The 16,476-nt window shown below is 28.7% G+C and carries 16 protein-coding genes; 7 read left to right on the top strand and 9 right to left on the bottom strand.

Features of this window, described 5'->3' with window-relative positions; all coding sequences use genetic code 11:
* Window positions 1-48 precede the first annotated feature (48 nt).
* Window positions 49-1,668 (top strand): EAL domain-containing protein, encoded by a 1,620-nt coding sequence (locus HRT41_08820; protein NQY24124.1) that lies wholly within the window; start codon window positions 49-51, stop codon window positions 1,666-1,668.
* Between the two features lie 8 nt (window positions 1,669-1,676).
* Here the strand turns inward: HRT41_08820 and gmk are convergent, their stop codons facing one another.
* Genes gmk through rpsB form a run of 5 tightly spaced genes read right to left on the bottom strand, consistent with a single transcriptional unit; the run spans window position 1,677 to window position 5,643 of the window.
* A complete protein-coding gene (gene gmk, locus HRT41_08815) occupies window positions 1,677-2,297 on the bottom strand; it encodes a guanylate kinase (GenBank protein NQY24123.1) in 621 nt (206 codons plus the stop codon).
* Window position 2,298: 1 nt separating this feature from the next.
* The gene (locus HRT41_08810) at window positions 2,299-3,072 is read right to left on the bottom strand and encodes a hypothetical protein (protein ID NQY24122.1); all 774 of its coding nucleotides are present in this window, start codon (window positions 3,070-3,072) and stop codon (window positions 2,299-2,301) included.
* Window positions 3,069-3,767: an ATP-binding cassette domain-containing protein gene (locus HRT41_08805; protein ID NQY24121.1), complete on the bottom strand. Its 699-nt coding sequence runs from the start codon at window positions 3,765-3,767 to the stop codon at window positions 3,069-3,071. Before HRT41_08805 ends, HRT41_08810 begins: the two co-directional genes overlap by 4 nt.
* A 35-nt stretch (window positions 3,768-3,802) precedes the next feature.
* Complete coding sequence (locus HRT41_08800) at window positions 3,803-4,849, bottom strand: elongation factor Ts (protein NQY24120.1); 1,047 nt, start codon at window positions 4,847-4,849, stop codon at window positions 3,803-3,805.
* A gap of 2 nt (window positions 4,850-4,851) precedes the next feature.
* Window positions 4,852-5,643, bottom strand: a complete 792-nt coding sequence (gene rpsB, locus HRT41_08795; protein ID NQY24119.1) for a 30S ribosomal protein S2 — start codon at window positions 5,641-5,643, stop codon at window positions 4,852-4,854.
* 345 nt (window positions 5,644-5,988) lie between these two features.
* Between rpsB and HRT41_08790 the strand changes: the two genes are divergently transcribed.
* From HRT41_08790 to HRT41_08770, 5 genes are read left to right on the top strand one after another with little or no spacing between them, the layout of a single operon-like run.
* Window positions 5,989-6,873: an AAA family ATPase gene (locus HRT41_08790; protein NQY24118.1), complete on the top strand. Its 885-nt coding sequence runs from the start codon at window positions 5,989-5,991 to the stop codon at window positions 6,871-6,873.
* A 3-nt stretch (window positions 6,874-6,876) separates the two neighbouring features.
* Complete coding sequence (locus tag HRT41_08785; GenBank protein NQY24117.1) at window positions 6,877-7,710, top strand: DUF58 domain-containing protein; 834 nt, start codon at window positions 6,877-6,879, stop codon at window positions 7,708-7,710.
* Complete coding sequence (locus HRT41_08780) at window positions 7,707-8,087, top strand: hypothetical protein (protein ID NQY24116.1); 381 nt, start codon at window positions 7,707-7,709, stop codon at window positions 8,085-8,087. The genes HRT41_08785 and HRT41_08780 overlap by 4 nt, the downstream gene beginning before the upstream one ends.
* On the top strand, window positions 8,080-8,970 hold the full coding sequence (locus tag HRT41_08775) for a VWA domain-containing protein (GenBank protein ID NQY24115.1): 891 nt from the start codon (window positions 8,080-8,082) through the stop codon (window positions 8,968-8,970). The genes HRT41_08780 and HRT41_08775 overlap by 8 nt, the downstream gene beginning before the upstream one ends.
* 47 nt (window positions 8,971-9,017) lie before the next feature.
* Window positions 9,018-9,830: a hypothetical protein gene (locus HRT41_08770; GenBank protein ID NQY24114.1), complete on the top strand. Its 813-nt coding sequence runs from the start codon at window positions 9,018-9,020 to the stop codon at window positions 9,828-9,830.
* A gap of 17 nt (window positions 9,831-9,847) precedes the next feature.
* On the opposite strand, the gene HRT41_08765 is transcribed toward HRT41_08770, so the two are convergent.
* The 4 genes from HRT41_08765 to ileS all read right to left on the bottom strand — a co-directional run bounded on the left by HRT41_08765 (window position 9,848) and on the right by ileS (window position 14,839).
* The gene (locus tag HRT41_08765; protein ID NQY24113.1) at window positions 9,848-11,143 is read right to left on the bottom strand and encodes a UDP-N-acetylmuramoyl-L-alanyl-D-glutamate--2,6-diaminopimelate ligase; all 1,296 of its coding nucleotides are present in this window, start codon (window positions 11,141-11,143) and stop codon (window positions 9,848-9,850) included.
* Window positions 11,124-11,717 (bottom strand): hypothetical protein, encoded by a 594-nt coding sequence (locus tag HRT41_08760; GenBank protein NQY24112.1) that lies wholly within the window; start codon window positions 11,715-11,717, stop codon window positions 11,124-11,126. Before HRT41_08760 ends, HRT41_08765 begins: the two co-directional genes overlap by 20 nt.
* Window positions 11,717-11,995, bottom strand: coding sequence for a NifU family protein (locus tag HRT41_08755; protein ID NQY24111.1), 279 nt, complete (start codon window positions 11,993-11,995; stop codon window positions 11,717-11,719). The genes HRT41_08760 and HRT41_08755 overlap by 1 nt, the downstream gene beginning before the upstream one ends.
* A gap of 120 nt (window positions 11,996-12,115) precedes the next feature.
* Complete coding sequence (gene ileS, locus HRT41_08750) at window positions 12,116-14,839, bottom strand: isoleucine--tRNA ligase (GenBank protein ID NQY24110.1); 2,724 nt, start codon at window positions 14,837-14,839, stop codon at window positions 12,116-12,118.
* A 281-nt stretch (window positions 14,840-15,120) separates the two neighbouring features.
* Between ileS and HRT41_08745 the strand changes: the two genes are divergently transcribed.
* The gene (locus HRT41_08745) at window positions 15,121-16,470 is read left to right on the top strand and encodes an FAD-dependent oxidoreductase (protein NQY24109.1); all 1,350 of its coding nucleotides are present in this window, start codon (window positions 15,121-15,123) and stop codon (window positions 16,468-16,470) included.
* Window positions 16,471-16,476 lie beyond the last annotated feature (6 nt).

Here is a 16,476-nt window from a genome sequence, read left to right as displayed (position 1 = left end):
TTTTTAAAATTATCAGATTATATCGTATAAAGTTGGAGAAGAAGTTTTATGATTGAAAACATTTCTATATTAAAAAATATTACAATATTATATGCAGAAGATGAAGATAATTTACGAGAAATCACACTAAATATATTAAAAGGTTTTACCAAAAAACAATTCGTAGCAAAAGATGGAAAAGAAGGTTTGGCTTTATTTAAAGAGCATGAAAAAGACATAGATTTAATTATTACAGATATAAATATGCCATTAATGAATGGTTTAACTATGATTAAAAAAATCAAAGCTATTAATCCCAGAATTCCTATTATTGTAGCAACTGCCTTTTCAAATACAGAATACTTACTTGATGCAATTGATATGGGTGTAGACAAATATGTTTTAAAACCAATTGATATGAAAAAACTCCTTCAATTAATGAGTCAATCTTTACTTTATCATGAATTAAAAGATTTATATATAGACAAATTAACCCACCTTCCCAATAGAAATAAACTCAAAAAAGACTTATCGGTAAACGAAGTAGATTTAATGGCTTTAATTAATATTGATAAGTTCTCAACCATAAATGATCTTTATGGAGAAGTAAATGGGGATGAAATCCTTTGCCAATTTGCAAAAAAAATACAAGAAGATTTCAAAGAAGAAACATTTACAATTTATCGTATTGAAGCAGATAAATTTGCAATTGTTACCTTAGGAACAAACTTAAGTATAAATGAATTTAAAGAACGCTGTACCATTTTTGCAGAAAAAATAGAACGAAGTGCAATCTTAATAGGTGAGCATTCTATTGATTTACATATCACAATAGGAATTGCAAAAGCCAAAGCAGAAGATGTTTTTAGGTATACACAAAGAGTAATTAATTATGCAAGAAAAAAGTTTGAACAAATTTTAATTTATGAAGATTCATATAACTTTCAAGAAGATTTTGAAGAAAATATGCGTTGGGTTAAAAAAGTAAAAAATGGAATACAAAACAATCTTTTTACGGCATATTACCAGCCTATCATTGATACAAAAACCAAAGAAATCTATAAATATGAAGCACTGATTCGTTATATTGAAGAAGATGGAAAAGCAATTGCACCTCATAAATTTTTGGACATTGCAAAAAAAGTAAAACTTTACCCCAAAATTATCGAAATAATGTTAGAAAAAGCATTGATTTTTATTAAAGTAAAGAAAAAAAGAGTATCCATTAATATTTCATTTGCCGATATATCTTCTGTTAAAACCCAAGAATGCATTTTTACAAAATTAGAAGAGCATAAAAATCTTACTTCAATGTTAGAGTTTGAAATTTTAGAAAGTGAAGAAATATCTGATTTCGCTTCCGTACAGCGTTTTATCGCCCAAGTGAGAACCTATGGTTGTACGGTGGGAGTAGATGATTTTGGTGCAGGATATTCAAATTTTAATATGTTAACGCATTTGGATATTGATTTTGTAAAAATTGATGGTTCTTTAATCAAAGAAATAGATCAATCTCTTAATCAAGAAATAATTGTAGAAACCATTTCAAACTTTTCTAAAAAGTTGGGCTTAAAAACGGTTGCTGAATATGTTTGTAATGAAGCAGTATACGAAAAAGTAAAACTTCTAGATTTGGATTATTCACAGGGCTATTATTTCTCAGAACCCCTTGCTTTTGATGAAGTATAAATAAAGTTTTATTTATACCAAGCGCTTAACAGTTTGTCATCATCAAATAAGCTTGCTTTTATTCTTGTAATATTAGCAATGCTAACTAATTGTTTAGAGGCTGTATGTAAATCATCGTTTACAATAAAATAATCATATTTTTTAAAATACTTAATCTCCGTTTTTGCATTGTCTAATCTTTTATTAATGACATCTTTTTTATCTGTTCCTCTTGCACGTAATCTTTTCTCTAATACTTCTAAAGAGGGAGTACTTATAAAAACTGAAGTAACATTAGTAGGCATCTTTTTTCGTACAATTTCATGTCCTTGTACATCAATATCAAAAATAACTAATTTACCAGCACTGAGAGCTCTTTTAATTGGTTTTAAAGACGTACCATAAAAATTTCCATGAACTTCTGCCCATTCTAAAAAATGTCCTTCTTTTATATCTTCTTTAAAATCTTCTTTGGAAACAAAAGAATAATCTATTCCATCAATTTCACCTGTTCTAGGAGCTCGTGTGGTAGTTGAAATAGAGAAATAGTAATCTTTTATATCTTTATACACTTCTTTTAATAAAGTCGATTTTCCACAACCACTAGGACCTGAGAGAATTAAAATAGCGCCTTTTTTTTCATTTATCATATTATGCCTTTAACGATAATCTAATATCAATTGATTCACCACGTGTAAGTCTGTCAATTATGCTTTGATCTACTTTTGAGAACAAGGGGCTTAATTCATCAAGATTGTATTGATTAAGTATTAAATCAATACTTTTATTAGAATCACTAAACTCATATTCTTTTACTTCATTAAGCGCTTCATCAATAACATCAGATAAGTCTTTCCACTCACGTTGATCTAATTCATAAGCATCTTCTACACTAGAGTCTAAAAGAATTTGATTGATTTTAGATAATTCACTCGAATCAAGAACACCTCCCTCATTTAAAGAGGAAAAAGACACAATACTTTCGTCATTGTCATTGTCTATATCATCAACAATATAATCAGCAATCGAATCAACATAAGAATTTAGTTCATCAATATTAACTAAAGACTCATCTTTCATATTTTCTTCTTCTTGTTTTATCTCTTCAAGAACTTCATTTTTTAAAAAAACTATTTGCTCTTCTAAAATATCGTTTAATTGTTTGGGTAAAAAAGGTCGCGTAATCTCAAAATCACTGGCAGTATCAGTGCTAAGTTTATCTTTTGAAATTATTCCTATTCTTCTGGCATATTGTTTTATATGTGAAAAATCTTTAACAATATATTCTTCATCTAAAACAATTAAATCATATTTTTCTTGGATTTTTTTACTAATATCATTTTTGTATTCAAGCTCAAGTTTTACACAAATTAATTTAAATATTTGAATAATAATAGGAGTTTTGCTTAACAATAAAAGTTTCATTTTAACTCCTTAAGTTCATTATTAATTAATTTAAATACTTTATCACACTCATACGCTAAATCTTCTTCATGTGTAACTAAGATCAAACCTGCATTATTCTTTTTTATATAAGAAAAAACAGTATTCATAACTTCTTTTGCTGTTTCTTTATCTAAATTACCTGTTGGTTCATCTGCAAAAATGATACTTGGTTTTTTAGAAATAATTCGTGCAATAGATAAACGCTGTTGTTGCCCACCACTTAACTCACCTACACCTTGTTTCATAACATGCGTGATATCTAAATCCTCTAATAAATTCTTATCTAAAGCGTGACCACTTAACAAAGAAGCTATTTCAAGATTTTCTTGCGCATTGAAACCTCTAAATAAATAGTGCGCTTGAAATATTATACCAAAATCTTTTCTTCTTATATTTAAAAGTTTTTTGTCTTTTAACTCATAAATATTTGTATTATTGTAAAAAAGTTCACCTAAATTTGGTTTTAGAAGTGAGCTTAAAATATTTAATAAAGTAGATTTACCTGTTCCACTAACACCAATAATAGCAATACTTTCTTGCTCATAAAGACTTAAATTAATTTTATTAAATAAAGGGTAATCAAAAGAATGTGATATGTTTTTTGCTTCAAGTAGGAGCTTGGAAGGAAGAGGACTTGAATGAAAATCTTCGCTGTTTGTCTCAGAATTAATCATTCAAGCCTTTCTTATTTATAATGTATAGTATTTACTTATTTTGCCATTTGTGCAGCAACTTCTGCAGCAAAATCTTCTTCTTTTTTCTCAATACCTTCACCCAGTTCAAAACGGATGTAAGCAGTAATTTTAATAGATGCATCAACAGCAGCAATTGCTTGCTCAACTGTTTTTTTGTCATCCATTACGTATGCTTGTGATAATAAAGCAAGTCTTCCATCTAATTGACAGTTATCTTCAATCCAACGTGCTATTTTACCTTTAACAATATTTTCAATAATGTTTTCTGGTTTACCAGATGCTAAAAGTTCAGCTTTCATTTCTTCTTTTGCAGTATTAATTGCAGTTTCTGTTAATTGTGACTTAGAAACAAACTGAGGGATGTTTTTTAAAGGTTTTTTCAATCTTTTTAATTCATCATTCCCAGCTTCAATTTCTGCAACAATTGCTCTGTTTTCAGATTCAACAAAAGAAGCATCTAAATCAGTATAAGCAATTACTGTAGGTTTCATAGCAGATGCATGCATAGCAAGTGATTTTAATAATGTAGCTGTTTTTTCAACAGCAGCATCATCACAAGTTGCAGCTAATAAAACTCCAACTCTACCATTTGTATGTACATAAGCATTTACAACGTCAGAAGAAACAGCAGCTACTTTTCTAGCAACTAAGTTTTCACCAACAGTAGCAATTTTACCTGCTAAATATTCTGGAAAAATAAGTCCATTTACAGATGATGCAGCTAAAGCAGCAGCATCTGTAATATCATTAGAAGCAGCATGCTCAACGATTTCTTTAGTAATAGCAATAAAGTTATCATTTTTTGCAACAAAGTCAGTTTGAGCATTAAGCTCTAACATTGTAGCTTTAGATCCAGAAGCGTTAACTGTAACAGAAATTAATCCTTCAGCAGCAACGTTTCCAGCTTTTTTAGCAGCTTTACCAAGTCCAGCTTCTCTTAAAGCTTGAACAGCTTTATCTAAATCACCTTCAGTTTCATTAAGCGCATTTCGACAATCAAGCATTCCTGCCCCTGTCATAGCTCTTAATTCTTTGATTAATTTAGGAGTTGAACCAGCCATAATTACTTAGCCTCAGTTGCAGTTTCAGTTTTCTCAGCTTCAGCTACTGCTTCTGCAACTACTTCAGCAGTTTCAGTTTCACTAATAACTTCTTCATCAGTTCCAGTTTCTTCAGCTAAAATAGCTTTACCTTCATTAATTGCAGCAGCCATTTCATTACAAAATAATTGTACTGATCTAATAGCATCATCATTTCCTGGAATTGGAAAATCAACTAAATCAGGATCACAGTTAGTATCTAAAGGAGCTACAACTTTGATTCCTAATCTTCTTGCTTCTAAGATTGCAATTTTTTCTTTAACAGCATCAACAACAAACATTAAGTCTGGTAATTTATGCATTTCTTTAATTCCACCTAAGTATAATTCTAACTTAACTTCTTTTCTAGAAAGCATTAATGCTTCTTTTTTAGTTAAAAGATCTAATTGACCTTCTTCTCTCATTCTTTTAATAATTTCTAATTTTCTAATTGATTTTTTAATTGTTCCGTAGTTTGTTAACATCCCACCTAACCATCTATGGTTAACGTAAGGCATACCACAATCAATTGCTGCTTTTTTAACGGCATCTCTTGCTTGTTTTTTAGTACCTACGAAAATCATTGTTTGACCTTCAGCAGCTGCTTCTTTAACTACATTATATGTGTATCTAAAGTATCTTAATGTTTTTTGTAAATCAATAATATAAATATTTTTTCTTACACCGAAAATGAATTTTTTCATTTTTGGATTCCATCTTCTTGTTTGGTGTCCGAAGTGAACTCCACATTCTAATAAGTCTTTCATTGTAACCATGTTGTTTTCCTTGTGTTTGTTTTAGGGTTTAGCCTCTGTGTTCCTTAATACAAAGACAAGCTTTGCACAACCCATACCAGGATTAACACATGTGAGGTTTCTAAATTAATTTAGAACCGTGATTTTATCTAAGTTAAGTTTAAATTTACTTTAAGTGCTTATATTAGTATCTAATCTTCTATACTACTACAAAATATCTCAATTCAAATAACCTTTATTCCACTTGTGCTAAAATTGCATAAATAATAATAAGCACTGATTATTTAAGGACAAAACTTGAGTTTACATCATAAAATAGAAGAATTAAAAAAAGAAATAAAAAAAGGTGTCATTGGACAAGATCATATGATTGATGCTTTATTAATAGGTATTTTATGTAATGGCCATATTTTATTAGAAGGTGTTCCAGGACTTGCTAAAACAACTACGGTTAAAGCCTTTGCCCAAAGTTTAGACATAGATTTTAAAAGAGTGCAATTCACACCTGACTTATTACCAAGTGATATTATAGGAGCTCAAATATATGATATGAAAGAAGGTGAGTTTAAAATTAAAAAAGGTCCCATTTTTACAAACTTACTTTTAGCAGATGAAATAAACAGAGCACCTGCTAAAGTTCAAGCTGCCCTTCTTGAAGTTATGCAAGAACGTCAAATAACCATCGCAGAAGATACCTATATGCTGGAAGAACCATTTTTAGTTTTGGCTACTCAAAATCCAATTGAATCAGCAGGTGCTTATGAATTACCAGAAGCGCAACTGGACAGGTTTATGTTTAAAATAATTGTGGATTATAATACAAAAGAAGAAGAGTATGAAATTGCTTCAAAAGTAACAAACTCTAGTTTTGAAACTATAAATAAAGTATTTACAAAAGAAGATTTGTTTTTATTAAAAAAAGAAATCCTAAAAGTTCATATTGATAAAGAACTAGAAGAATATATTGTTAATCTAATTTTTGCAAGTAGAGAGCCTGCTTTGTATGGATTAGAACACATAGCCCCTTATATACAATTTGGAGCAAGCCCTAGAGCTACTATTGATATGTTTAAAGCAGTAAAAGCAAAAGCCTATATTAGAGGGAATGATTATGTTTCTCCTTTAGACATTGCTTTGATTTTTAAAGAAGTATTACGGCATCGTGTCATTTTATCTTATGAAGCGCAAGCAAAAGAAATTAATATTGATGATATTTTACAAACAATCTTAGAAAAAGTAAGTATTCCTTAGTTTATGAATTTAGCTGCTAAAAAACTGCTTATAAAAAGTAAAAAACGTGTTTTCTCAGAAATACATGGAAACAATTCTTCTTTGTTAAAAGCGGATGGTTACGATTTCCTTGAATTAAAAGAGTATGAATATGGAAATGATGTAAAAAATATTGACTGGGTAATCTCAGCCAAACTACAAAAACTTTACGTAAAAGTTTTTCATGCACAAAAAGAACTTAATATAACAATTGTAAATATTATGGGCGGTTCTATGCATTTTGGTTTGCATAAATTAAAAAGTGACTTATGTAATGAGATTGCTTGTTTATTAGGATTTATAGCCATCAAACAAGGAGATCCTTTTGCTTCTTATATTCTAAATGAAAATTTAGAATTGCTCACGAAAGCTTCAAAAAAAATCTTTGCAGTTAGTGAAATGAATCAAAAAATCTCACAATACAAGTGCCTTAATAAAAGTATAGATTATAGAAATTTAGGTAATATACTTTTTAAAAATATTAGAAAAAAATCTCTGCTTTTTTTATTAAGTGATTTTTTAGAAAGCGAAACATTGGATTTAAGACTTCTGTCAAAAAAACATGAAGTATATGTCATTGTTATTCGTGAAAAATTCGAAGAAAAACCTTTTGCTTTAAGTAATGTAAATTTCATTGATCCAAGTAATGGAAAAAACTTTTCAGGACTCTTGTCTAAAAAAGCACTAAATAACTACCAAGAAAAAATAAAACAAAATGATCAACTTTTATATGAACACACAGAAAGTTGTGGAATTAAAATTATTAAGATATACACCAACGATGATGCATTGGCAAAATTAATGGGGTTTTTGAAATGATAAAAATCCATGATATTAAAAACATTGTAGAAATAAATGACTATTCTTTTTATTTCTTTCTTTTTTTACTTTTATTCTTTCTTGTTTTTTTAGTATTTGTATTCTTATTTTTATACAAACTTTATTTGAGAAAAAAAAATAATCCTTTAAAAAAATATCTAAAGGAACTAAAAAATGTTGATTTAAAGAATACAAAAGAAGCCTCTTATAGTATTGCTAAATACGCTCATTTAATGAGTTTTCATAAAAATAATACACAAGTATCTAAACATATTTTATTTTTATTAGAAGAATATAAATATAAAAAAGATGTTCCTGATTTTTCAAAAGATTTTTTAAGTGAATATAATAAATACCTAAAGAGTGTACATGTTTGAGTTTGAATACCCCTATGTTTTTTCCCTTATTTTTATTTTTATTTTTTGTGAATACTACTGTAAAGAAAAAAGCGCAACTTTTTATTTTCCACAAAGCAATATGCTTGAAAAATCTTCATCTTTTTTTAATTTAAAAATACTTAAATATCTGATTTTAGTACTTGCACTTTTAGCTTTAGCTTCGCCTATAAAAAAACTCAATACTGTTTTTATAAAAAATGATGGAATAGACATTGTTTTAAGTTTGGACACCTCTTATTCAATGAAACAAAGAGGCTTTAACCTAAACAATCCAAATGAAAACAGATGGAATGTTATATCATCCATTGTAAAAGACTTTATTCAAAAAAGACTAAATGATAATATTGCTTTAGTAGTATTTGGATCTTCTGTTATGACAGCATCCCCTCTTTCTTTTGATAAAAATGCACAAATGGATATATTATCCTATTTAGATATTGGCATTGTTGGCAATAAAACAGCTATGTTTGATTCTTTAGCAAGCGCCATTAATATTTTGAAAAGTTCAAAATCAAAAAGTAAAATCATTGTACTTTTAAGTGATGGGGAAGATACTGCAAGTAAAATTCCTATAAGTATAATTATTAAATTAGCAAAAAAATACAAGATTAAAATCTATACAATATTAATTTCAAATTACAAAATACCTGCTTTAGAACATATATCCAAACAAAGTATGGGCAAGAGTTATTTAGCAACAAACTCTTTAATCTTAGAGAAAATTTATGAAGACATTAATTATTTAGAAAAAAGCTCCTTAAATAAGAACAAAATAGTTTTAAAAGAATACTATTATTTTTATCCTTTGTTTTTTTCTATATTAATGTTATTTTTCTTTCTTATTATCAAAAATCGTTTCTAATCATACAAAGAGAACATAAATAATTAATTTTTAGTTATAATAACATTATGAATGAACAAGATAAATTAGAAGTCAAAGATTTACTTAAACAAGCCCTCGAGGAACGTTCAAAAGAATATACCAACAAAAAAAAATTTAAAATCTACAGAAAAGATCTTAGAGATTTTTTATCTATTAAATTAAATAAAATTGTAATTCCAATCTTTTTGGCAATAATAATTGCACTTACCTATCAAATACAGCAAAATATAATTCCACAAGAAATTGTAACAATAAAAGAAGTTCTAGTAGAAAAAATTGTAAAAGAAGAATTTGATAAAAGCACTTTGGTTTTTGATGATTTAAATAAAGATTTACAAGCAACATATGTTTTAAAAAGCAACTTTACGAGCTTAGAAAAACGCCTAAAAGCATTAAAAAGTATTAATCCAAAAGAATCTCGTAATAGCATTGTTTTAAATAAAAAAATTTCTTATCTTCAAGCTAATTTGGAAAAAACCAGACAGTTAATTAAAAAACAAAAATACAACTCTGTTTCTTGTTATGATACAGGTGTGGCATCTAAGAATATAAGTGCTGCATGTAAGAAAAAATTAAAAGTTTTTTTTAAGAACAATAAAGAAACAAGTATTCGTTACCAAATCATCCCATTGTTGGATAAAAAAGATGAACAAGCTTTTTCGTCTATCAAAAGTAAAAGTAGAAGAGAACTATTACACTTAGGTTTATCTCGAGCTAGAGTATTAGAAGCAGCATGGTTAGTAAAAGATTATTTGGGAAAAGATACCTTAATATCTTATGTAAATTATATTGCACAGTCCAAACACGGAAGAGGAATTATCATTAGAGCCTATAAATAGAAGATTATTTATAGACTTTATTTTATATTTTGATTCGCCAAACAATCTAAAATAATTTTTTTATCCAATAAAGGAAATTTTTTATCATAAATGGTTTGAGTACTTTCATCCCCTTTTCCAAGTACAAGCACTACAGAATCTTTAGAAGCTAATGCTATAGCTTTTGCAATAGCAGCTTTTCTATTAATATCAATTTTAACATTTTGTTTGTTTTTAATACCACTTAAAATATCTGAAACAATTAAATCAGGATCTTCGAAACGTGGGTTATCTGAAGTAATAATAATGTGTTTAGCATAAGTAGCAGCCATTTTCCCCATTATTGCTCTTTTACTTTGATCTCGATCTCCTCCTGCTCCAAAAACGACAATAATATCTTTATGATTAAAGCTTTCAAATACTTCTTTCATTCCATCAGGAGTGTGGGCAAAATCAACAATAATCAAAGGTTCTTTAGAAATAATCTCCATTCTACCTTCAACTCCTGCAAAGTTTTCTACAACAAGACAAATTTCTTCAAGATTTTTATTAGTAACAATATCAACAGCTGCTATAGCAGCTGTAAGATTATAAATATTAAATATTCCCATCATTGAAGAAGAAAAATTAACCATTTCTCCTATATGTGAAATAGCAACTTGCATTCCTTCTTTAAAAGAATAAGCTTGAACTTTATAAGTAGAAGGTTTATCTAAAGAATACGCATAAGCATTTTTTCTATTGACATTAACTTTGGGGTCATCTTTATTAATAAGTTTTTTTCCATCATCACTAAAAAAAGAATTTTTAATATTGATATATTCTTCTATTGTATTGTGATAATCTAAATGGTCACGTGTAATATTCGTATGAATTTTAAGCTCAAAAGTAAGACCCTCAATTCTGTTTTGCGCAATAGCATGTGAACTAACTTCCATAATAAAAAAATCACATTCATTTTTAATGGCTTTTTGAATATGAGAAAAATTTGTTACTTGCATAGGTGTAGTTAGAGAGTATTCTTCTATACGTTCATCGTTGATAAAAAACCCACGTGTACCTTGAAGCGCTACTTTGTAGCCTAAATCAAGTAAAAAAGAGTAAATAGCAGCAGCTGTTGTTGTTTTACCATTAGTTCCTGTGATTCCAATAATTTTAATAGGCGAAAAATCAAAAAAATCTTTTAATTGTGAGGAGGCTATAATTCTTTTGCAGCCTGCTTGTTTTACTTGCTCAATATATTTTTTATTGTAATTATTGCTTACAAAAATTATGTCTTTGTTGATTTCTTGTGAATTATCTGTGAAATGGTATTCATTTGTGATTAAGTGCAATGTTTTTCTCTTCTAATAATTTATATAGTTTTTGAATATTATCATCGTAGGAAAAATATTCATTAAAGCCTTCTAAATAGGAATATGCTGTAGTATTAAAATCATTTTCAATCAATTTAGAAACAAAATCAAAAAAATCATCTTTTGATTCAATCGCAACTTTTGTTGAAAACATAATATCTTCAAAAGCCACACGAAAAGAACCTCTTGAAATAACCAAAGCTTTAAAATCATCATATTTAATAGCATCCAAAGATTCAACTGTATTTTGTGAAAACTCATCTAACATCAGCATTAAACTTTCTACATCTCCGTCATAAGCGCTGATCACTTTTTTAATATAAGGAATGGCACCTTTTTCATCTTCTGCTTTTGATACACTGTAATAATCATACAAAGATAGGGCTTTTTCAACATCTTCTATAGCAATATCACAAAAAATTGCATATATTTTATACTCTTCATTCAAAGGAGAAAGATATAATAATTCAGAATATAAAAACAGAGCTTTTTTAAATTCTTTATTTAAAAATAATGTGTTTGCATCATTAAGTAGGCGTTTTTCATTTACCATTAAAGTTCCTTAAGCTTATTTTCCATTCCATGGGGTACATTTATTATAACAAGTTCTGGATGAATGGCCGTTTTAAGCTCTTTTTCAACAACAAATTTCAAAGTGCTTCCACTTGAACCACAACCAACACAGGCACCTTGTAATTGAATAAATATTTTTGCATCAATAATATCAAGTAGTTCAATTGCACCACCATCTCTTGCTAACATAGGGGCTACTTTTTGTTTAATTAAATTAGCAACTACTGGTTTTAAATCTTCATCTGAAAATGGCATCATTTTTTAGCCTTTATTTACTTCTTTTATTGGTATTTATAAAATAAATACCAATGGCCGTACATATTAAAATAGCTGCAATGCTTTGAAAAATAAAGCTTAAACTTACGGCTTCTTCAAACATTATTTTACTGCAACTTCACATCTAGTACATAAACACTCACTGCTTACGCTTGTAAACTTCCAACATCTTGGACATTTTTGTTTTGAAGATTTATAGGCTTCAAAAACAGCTCCATCAAGTTCAAAACGTAATAACGGATTTTGCGATTTTTCAATACAATTTGAAACAATAAACCAATCAGCAATTTCTGTTTTCGGTAAGATTAATAAATCTTTTGAATCAGTATAAATATCTAATTCAAGCGTAGACTTAATAATCTTTTCTTTTTTAAGTTTATCAATTGCTTCTTGAAACTTTTCTTTAGCACCCATTAAAACTTCATTATTTAATGAATTTGTAACATTTGGAATCTCATAGGTATTTAAATCAAATACATCTTGTGCATTTCCTTTAATTACTTTGGGAGAATGTGTTAATAATTCATCTACTGTATACGTTAAAATACAAGCAATAGTAGAAAACAGTTTTTTAGCAATAATAGCCATTGCAGTTTGAGCTCCACGTCTGTGAAGATCATTTTTATTATCACAATACAATCTGTCTTTACATACATCTAAATAAATTCCGGATAAATCAACAACTAGAAAATTATTCAGTTTGTTTAAACCTTTTGAAAATTCATACACTTTAAAAGCATTGTTAATTTCAGTGAAAACATCTTTAGCTCTTGAAAGTACCCATTTATCTAGTGCTCCTAATTCTTCAACAGGAACCAAAGATTCTAAGTCACTTACATTTGCAAGTAAAAATCTCGCAGTATTTCTAATCTTTCTATAAAGTTCTGCATTTTGTTTTAAAATATTATCAGAAATTTTTAAATCACTTTGATAATCACTCATAGCAACCCATAGTCTTAAAATCTCAGAACCATATTGTTTCATCACTTTATCAGGTGCAACAACATTTCCTTTTGATTTAGACATTTTTTCACCCTTTTCATCTACTGTGAAACCATGAGTTAAAATTGCTTTATAAGGTGCAATTTCACTTGATGCAAGCGTAGTTAAAAGTGAAGATTGGAACCAACCTCTGTGTTGATCACTTCCTTCTAAGTATAAATCAGCAGGGAAAGTACCCGCATCATAATTTCCACTTCTTAATACTGCATTTTGAGTAGAACCAGAATCAAACCATACATCTAAAATATCTTGAGTTTTCTCTAAATCTGCCGCATTATGTGAAGATCCAGCTGGCAATAATTCTTCAATTGATAAATCATACCAAGCATCACAACCTTTTTCATCAAAGATTGAAGCTACATGAGTAAGTACTTCTTCATCATAAATAATTTCATCTGTTAATTTATTTCTAAAGAATGCAATGGGAACTCCCCAGTCTCTTTGACGTGAGATACACCAATCTGGACGTCCGTCTAACATAGATCTTAATCTGTTTCTTCCCCACTCAGGATAAAAAGTTAGATCTTTTACTACATCTAAGGCATTTTCTCGTAAGGTTTTATTTTCTTTCCCATACGCATCATCAATAGAAATAAACCATTGTTTAGTAGCTCTATAAATTACAGGGGTATGTGTTCTCCAACAATGAGGATAAGAGTGAGTAATATCTACTCTTTGTATTAAAGCATCTCCTAATTCTTCTAAAATTAATTCATTTGCTTTAAATACATGTAAACCTAAATACTTTTCTGTGTCTCTAAATAATTTTTCTCGTACAATTGTATTATCATATTTACCATAAGCATCAACAGGCATTATAATGTCTAAATCATAAAGTAAACCTACTTTATAATCTTCTTCACCATGGCCAGGAGCTGTATGAACTGCACCAGAACCAGAATCCATCAGAACATGCTCACCTAAAATTATTTTAGATTTTCTATCATTTAAAGGATTAATTGTATAAGTATTTTCTAAAGCACTTGCTTTAATTTCTTCAACAATTTCACCTTTAATAATACCATCAGCTATTAATGTTGCATGCAGTTTTTTAGCAACAATAAACTTATCAGTAGTTAAAACATAAATTTCTTCAGGATTTAGAGAAATTCCTGTATTAGCTGGTAATGTCCAAGGAGTTGTAGTCCAAATAATTAAAGAAGCATCCAGTTTTTCATGTTTGAATGCTACATATATAGATGGTGATACTTTATCTTCATATTCTATTTCAGCTTCTGCTAATGCAGTTTGTGCAGCCCATGACCAATAAATAGGTTTTGAACGTTGAATTAATAGACCTTGTTTTGCAATTGCACACAGTTCTCTAAAAATATTAGCTTCAAATTTGAAATCCATAGTTAAATAAGGATTTTCCCAATCCGCAATAATTCCCAGTTTTTTAAATTCTTCTTTTTGGATATCAACAAATCTCGCTGCATGTATTCTGCATAATTCTCTAAGTTTTGATTTAGGAAGTGCTTTCTTTTTTGTAGATCCAATTTTTTCTTCAACTTTTTGTTCAATTGGTAAACCATGACAATCCCAACCTGGAACATAACGAATAGATTTTCCATCAAAATAATGATATTTATTAATAATATCTTTCAATATTTTGTTTAAAGCATGTCCAATATGAATATGTCCATTAGCATAAGGAGGACCATCATGCAGGGTGAAAGAAGGTGAACCTTCTCGGTTCTTTTTCATTTTTTCATAAACATTTGACTCATCCCATAACTTATATTTTATAGGCTCGTTCTGCGGAAGATTTCCTCTCATTGGAAACTTTGTATTTGGAAGTAATAAACTATCTTTGTAATCCATGTGTAAGACCTTGTATCTGGTTTAAATGCGTGATTTTATCTAAATTATTGTTAATTTCTGATTATCTTTCATAATGTACAAGAAGTGTACATTATGAAAGACAATGAATCATAAATGACTTTTTTGTTTCTTTTCTATACATATATGCCCTATTTGTAAAATTAGTGTGTGAAAAAGAGACATTTGGAACATATGATGTACATATATTTTTATTATTTTACTTCATAAGTTAAAATATTCTGATATTATAAGTTTAATATTTATAATAGGGAATGGAACAGATGAATAAAAAACATTATGATGTAATAATTGTCGGAGGCGGTATCTCAGGAGCTGCAATTTTTTATGAATTAGCTAAATATACTGATGTAAAAAGTATATGTATACTGGAAAAATACGAAGATTTAGCTACTTTAAATACAAAAGGTACTAGTAATTCACAAACTATACATGTGGGTGATATAGAAACAAACTATACTCTAGATAAAGCACATGCAACTAAAAGATCAGCAAAAATGATTGAAAAATTTTGTCTTCAATATGAACTTGAAAATAAAATTATGTTTTCTCATCAAAAAATGGCTTTAGGTGTTGGAGATGAAGAAGTTGCTTTTATTACAAAAAGATATCATGAATTTAAAGAATTATTTCCATACCTAGAACTATGGGATAAAGAGAAACTAAAAGAATTAGAACCAAAACTTGTTTGGGCAGATAAAGAACAAACAATTGAACGACCTGAAAATATTGTTGCAATGGGTGCAAAAGATCAGTATACAACAGTTGATTTTGGAGAAATGACAAAAGCTTTGGTTAAACAAGGTACTAAAGCATCTGATATTCCTAGTGATGTTTATTTTAATTCACAAATTAAAGACATAATTGAAAACGATGATAAAACATTTGATGTTACAACAGAAAATGGTGAAGAATATTCTGCTAATTTTGTGATTGTAAATGCAGGAGCACACTCATTGTTTATAGCTCACAAAATGGGTTATGGAAAACATATGGGTTGTTTACCTATGGCTGGAAGTTTTTATATGACTTCTGGTGAGTTTTTAAATGGTAAAGTATATATGGTACAAAATGACAAATTGCCGTTTGCTGCATTACATGGTGATCCTGATATTTTAGCTAATGGGAAAACGCGTTTTGGACCTACTGCTTTAATGATGCCAAAACTAGAACGATTTAAACCAGGTACGTATATGGATTTCTGGAAAACGTTAAATTTTGATGGAAACATTGTAAAAATTTTCTGGGACTTATTAAAAGACTCAGATATAAGAAACTATGTATTTAAAAACTTCTTATTTGAAGTGCCTTTTATTAATAAAAGATTATTTGTACAAGATGCAAGAAAGATTGTTCCTTCTTTAACTACTGATGATATTGAATATGCAAAAGGTTTTGGAGGCGTACGACCACAAGTTCTTGATAAAGAAAAACAAAAACTTATGTTAGGAGAAGCATCCATTAACCCTGGTAATGGATTAATTTTCAATATGACGCCAAGTCCTGGTGCAACATCTTGTTTAGGAAATGCTGAGCGAGATTTAAAAGTAATTGTTGAGCATTTAAATCTCAACTATAATGAAGATGCATTCTTAGCTGATTTAACTGATTAAAACATA

Source organism: Campylobacteraceae bacterium, assembly GCA_013215945.1.
Taxonomy (GTDB): Bacteria; Campylobacterota; Campylobacteria; order Campylobacterales; family Arcobacteraceae; genus NORP36.
The sequence above is the reverse complement of the archived record's forward strand: the minus strand, read 5'-3'. Positions and strand labels throughout refer to the sequence as shown.

Coding starts and splice junctions, on each gene's coding strand:
- HRT41_08820 (NQY24124.1), top strand. CDS start 49: ATGATTGAAAACATTTCTATATTAAAAAATATTACAATATTATATGCA.
- gmk (NQY24123.1), bottom strand. CDS start 2,297: ATGATAAATGAAAAAAAAGGCGCTATTTTAATTCTCTCAGGTCCTAGT.
- HRT41_08810 (NQY24122.1), bottom strand. CDS start 3,072: ATGAAACTTTTATTGTTAAGCAAAACTCCTATTATTATTCAAATATTT.
- HRT41_08805 (NQY24121.1), bottom strand. CDS start 3,767: ATGATTAATTCTGAGACAAACAGCGAAGATTTTCATTCAAGTCCTCTT.
- HRT41_08800 (NQY24120.1), bottom strand. CDS start 4,849: ATGGCTGGTTCAACTCCTAAATTAATCAAAGAATTAAGAGCTATGACA.
- rpsB (NQY24119.1), bottom strand. CDS start 5,643: ATGGTTACAATGAAAGACTTATTAGAATGTGGAGTTCACTTCGGACAC.
- HRT41_08790 (NQY24118.1), top strand. CDS start 5,989: ATGATTGATGCTTTATTAATAGGTATTTTATGTAATGGCCATATTTTA.
- HRT41_08785 (NQY24117.1), top strand. CDS start 6,877: ATGAATTTAGCTGCTAAAAAACTGCTTATAAAAAGTAAAAAACGTGTT.
- HRT41_08780 (NQY24116.1), top strand. CDS start 7,707: ATGATAAAAATCCATGATATTAAAAACATTGTAGAAATAAATGACTAT.
- HRT41_08775 (NQY24115.1), top strand. CDS start 8,080: ATGTTTGAGTTTGAATACCCCTATGTTTTTTCCCTTATTTTTATTTTT.
- HRT41_08770 (NQY24114.1), top strand. CDS start 9,018: ATGAATGAACAAGATAAATTAGAAGTCAAAGATTTACTTAAACAAGCC.
- HRT41_08760 (NQY24112.1), bottom strand. CDS start 11,717: ATGGTAAATGAAAAACGCCTACTTAATGATGCAAACACATTATTTTTA.
- HRT41_08755 (NQY24111.1), bottom strand. CDS start 11,995: ATGATGCCATTTTCAGATGAAGATTTAAAACCAGTAGTTGCTAATTTA.
- ileS (NQY24110.1), bottom strand. CDS start 14,839: ATGGATTACAAAGATAGTTTATTACTTCCAAATACAAAGTTTCCAATG.
- HRT41_08745 (NQY24109.1), top strand. CDS start 15,121: ATGAATAAAAAACATTATGATGTAATAATTGTCGGAGGCGGTATCTCA.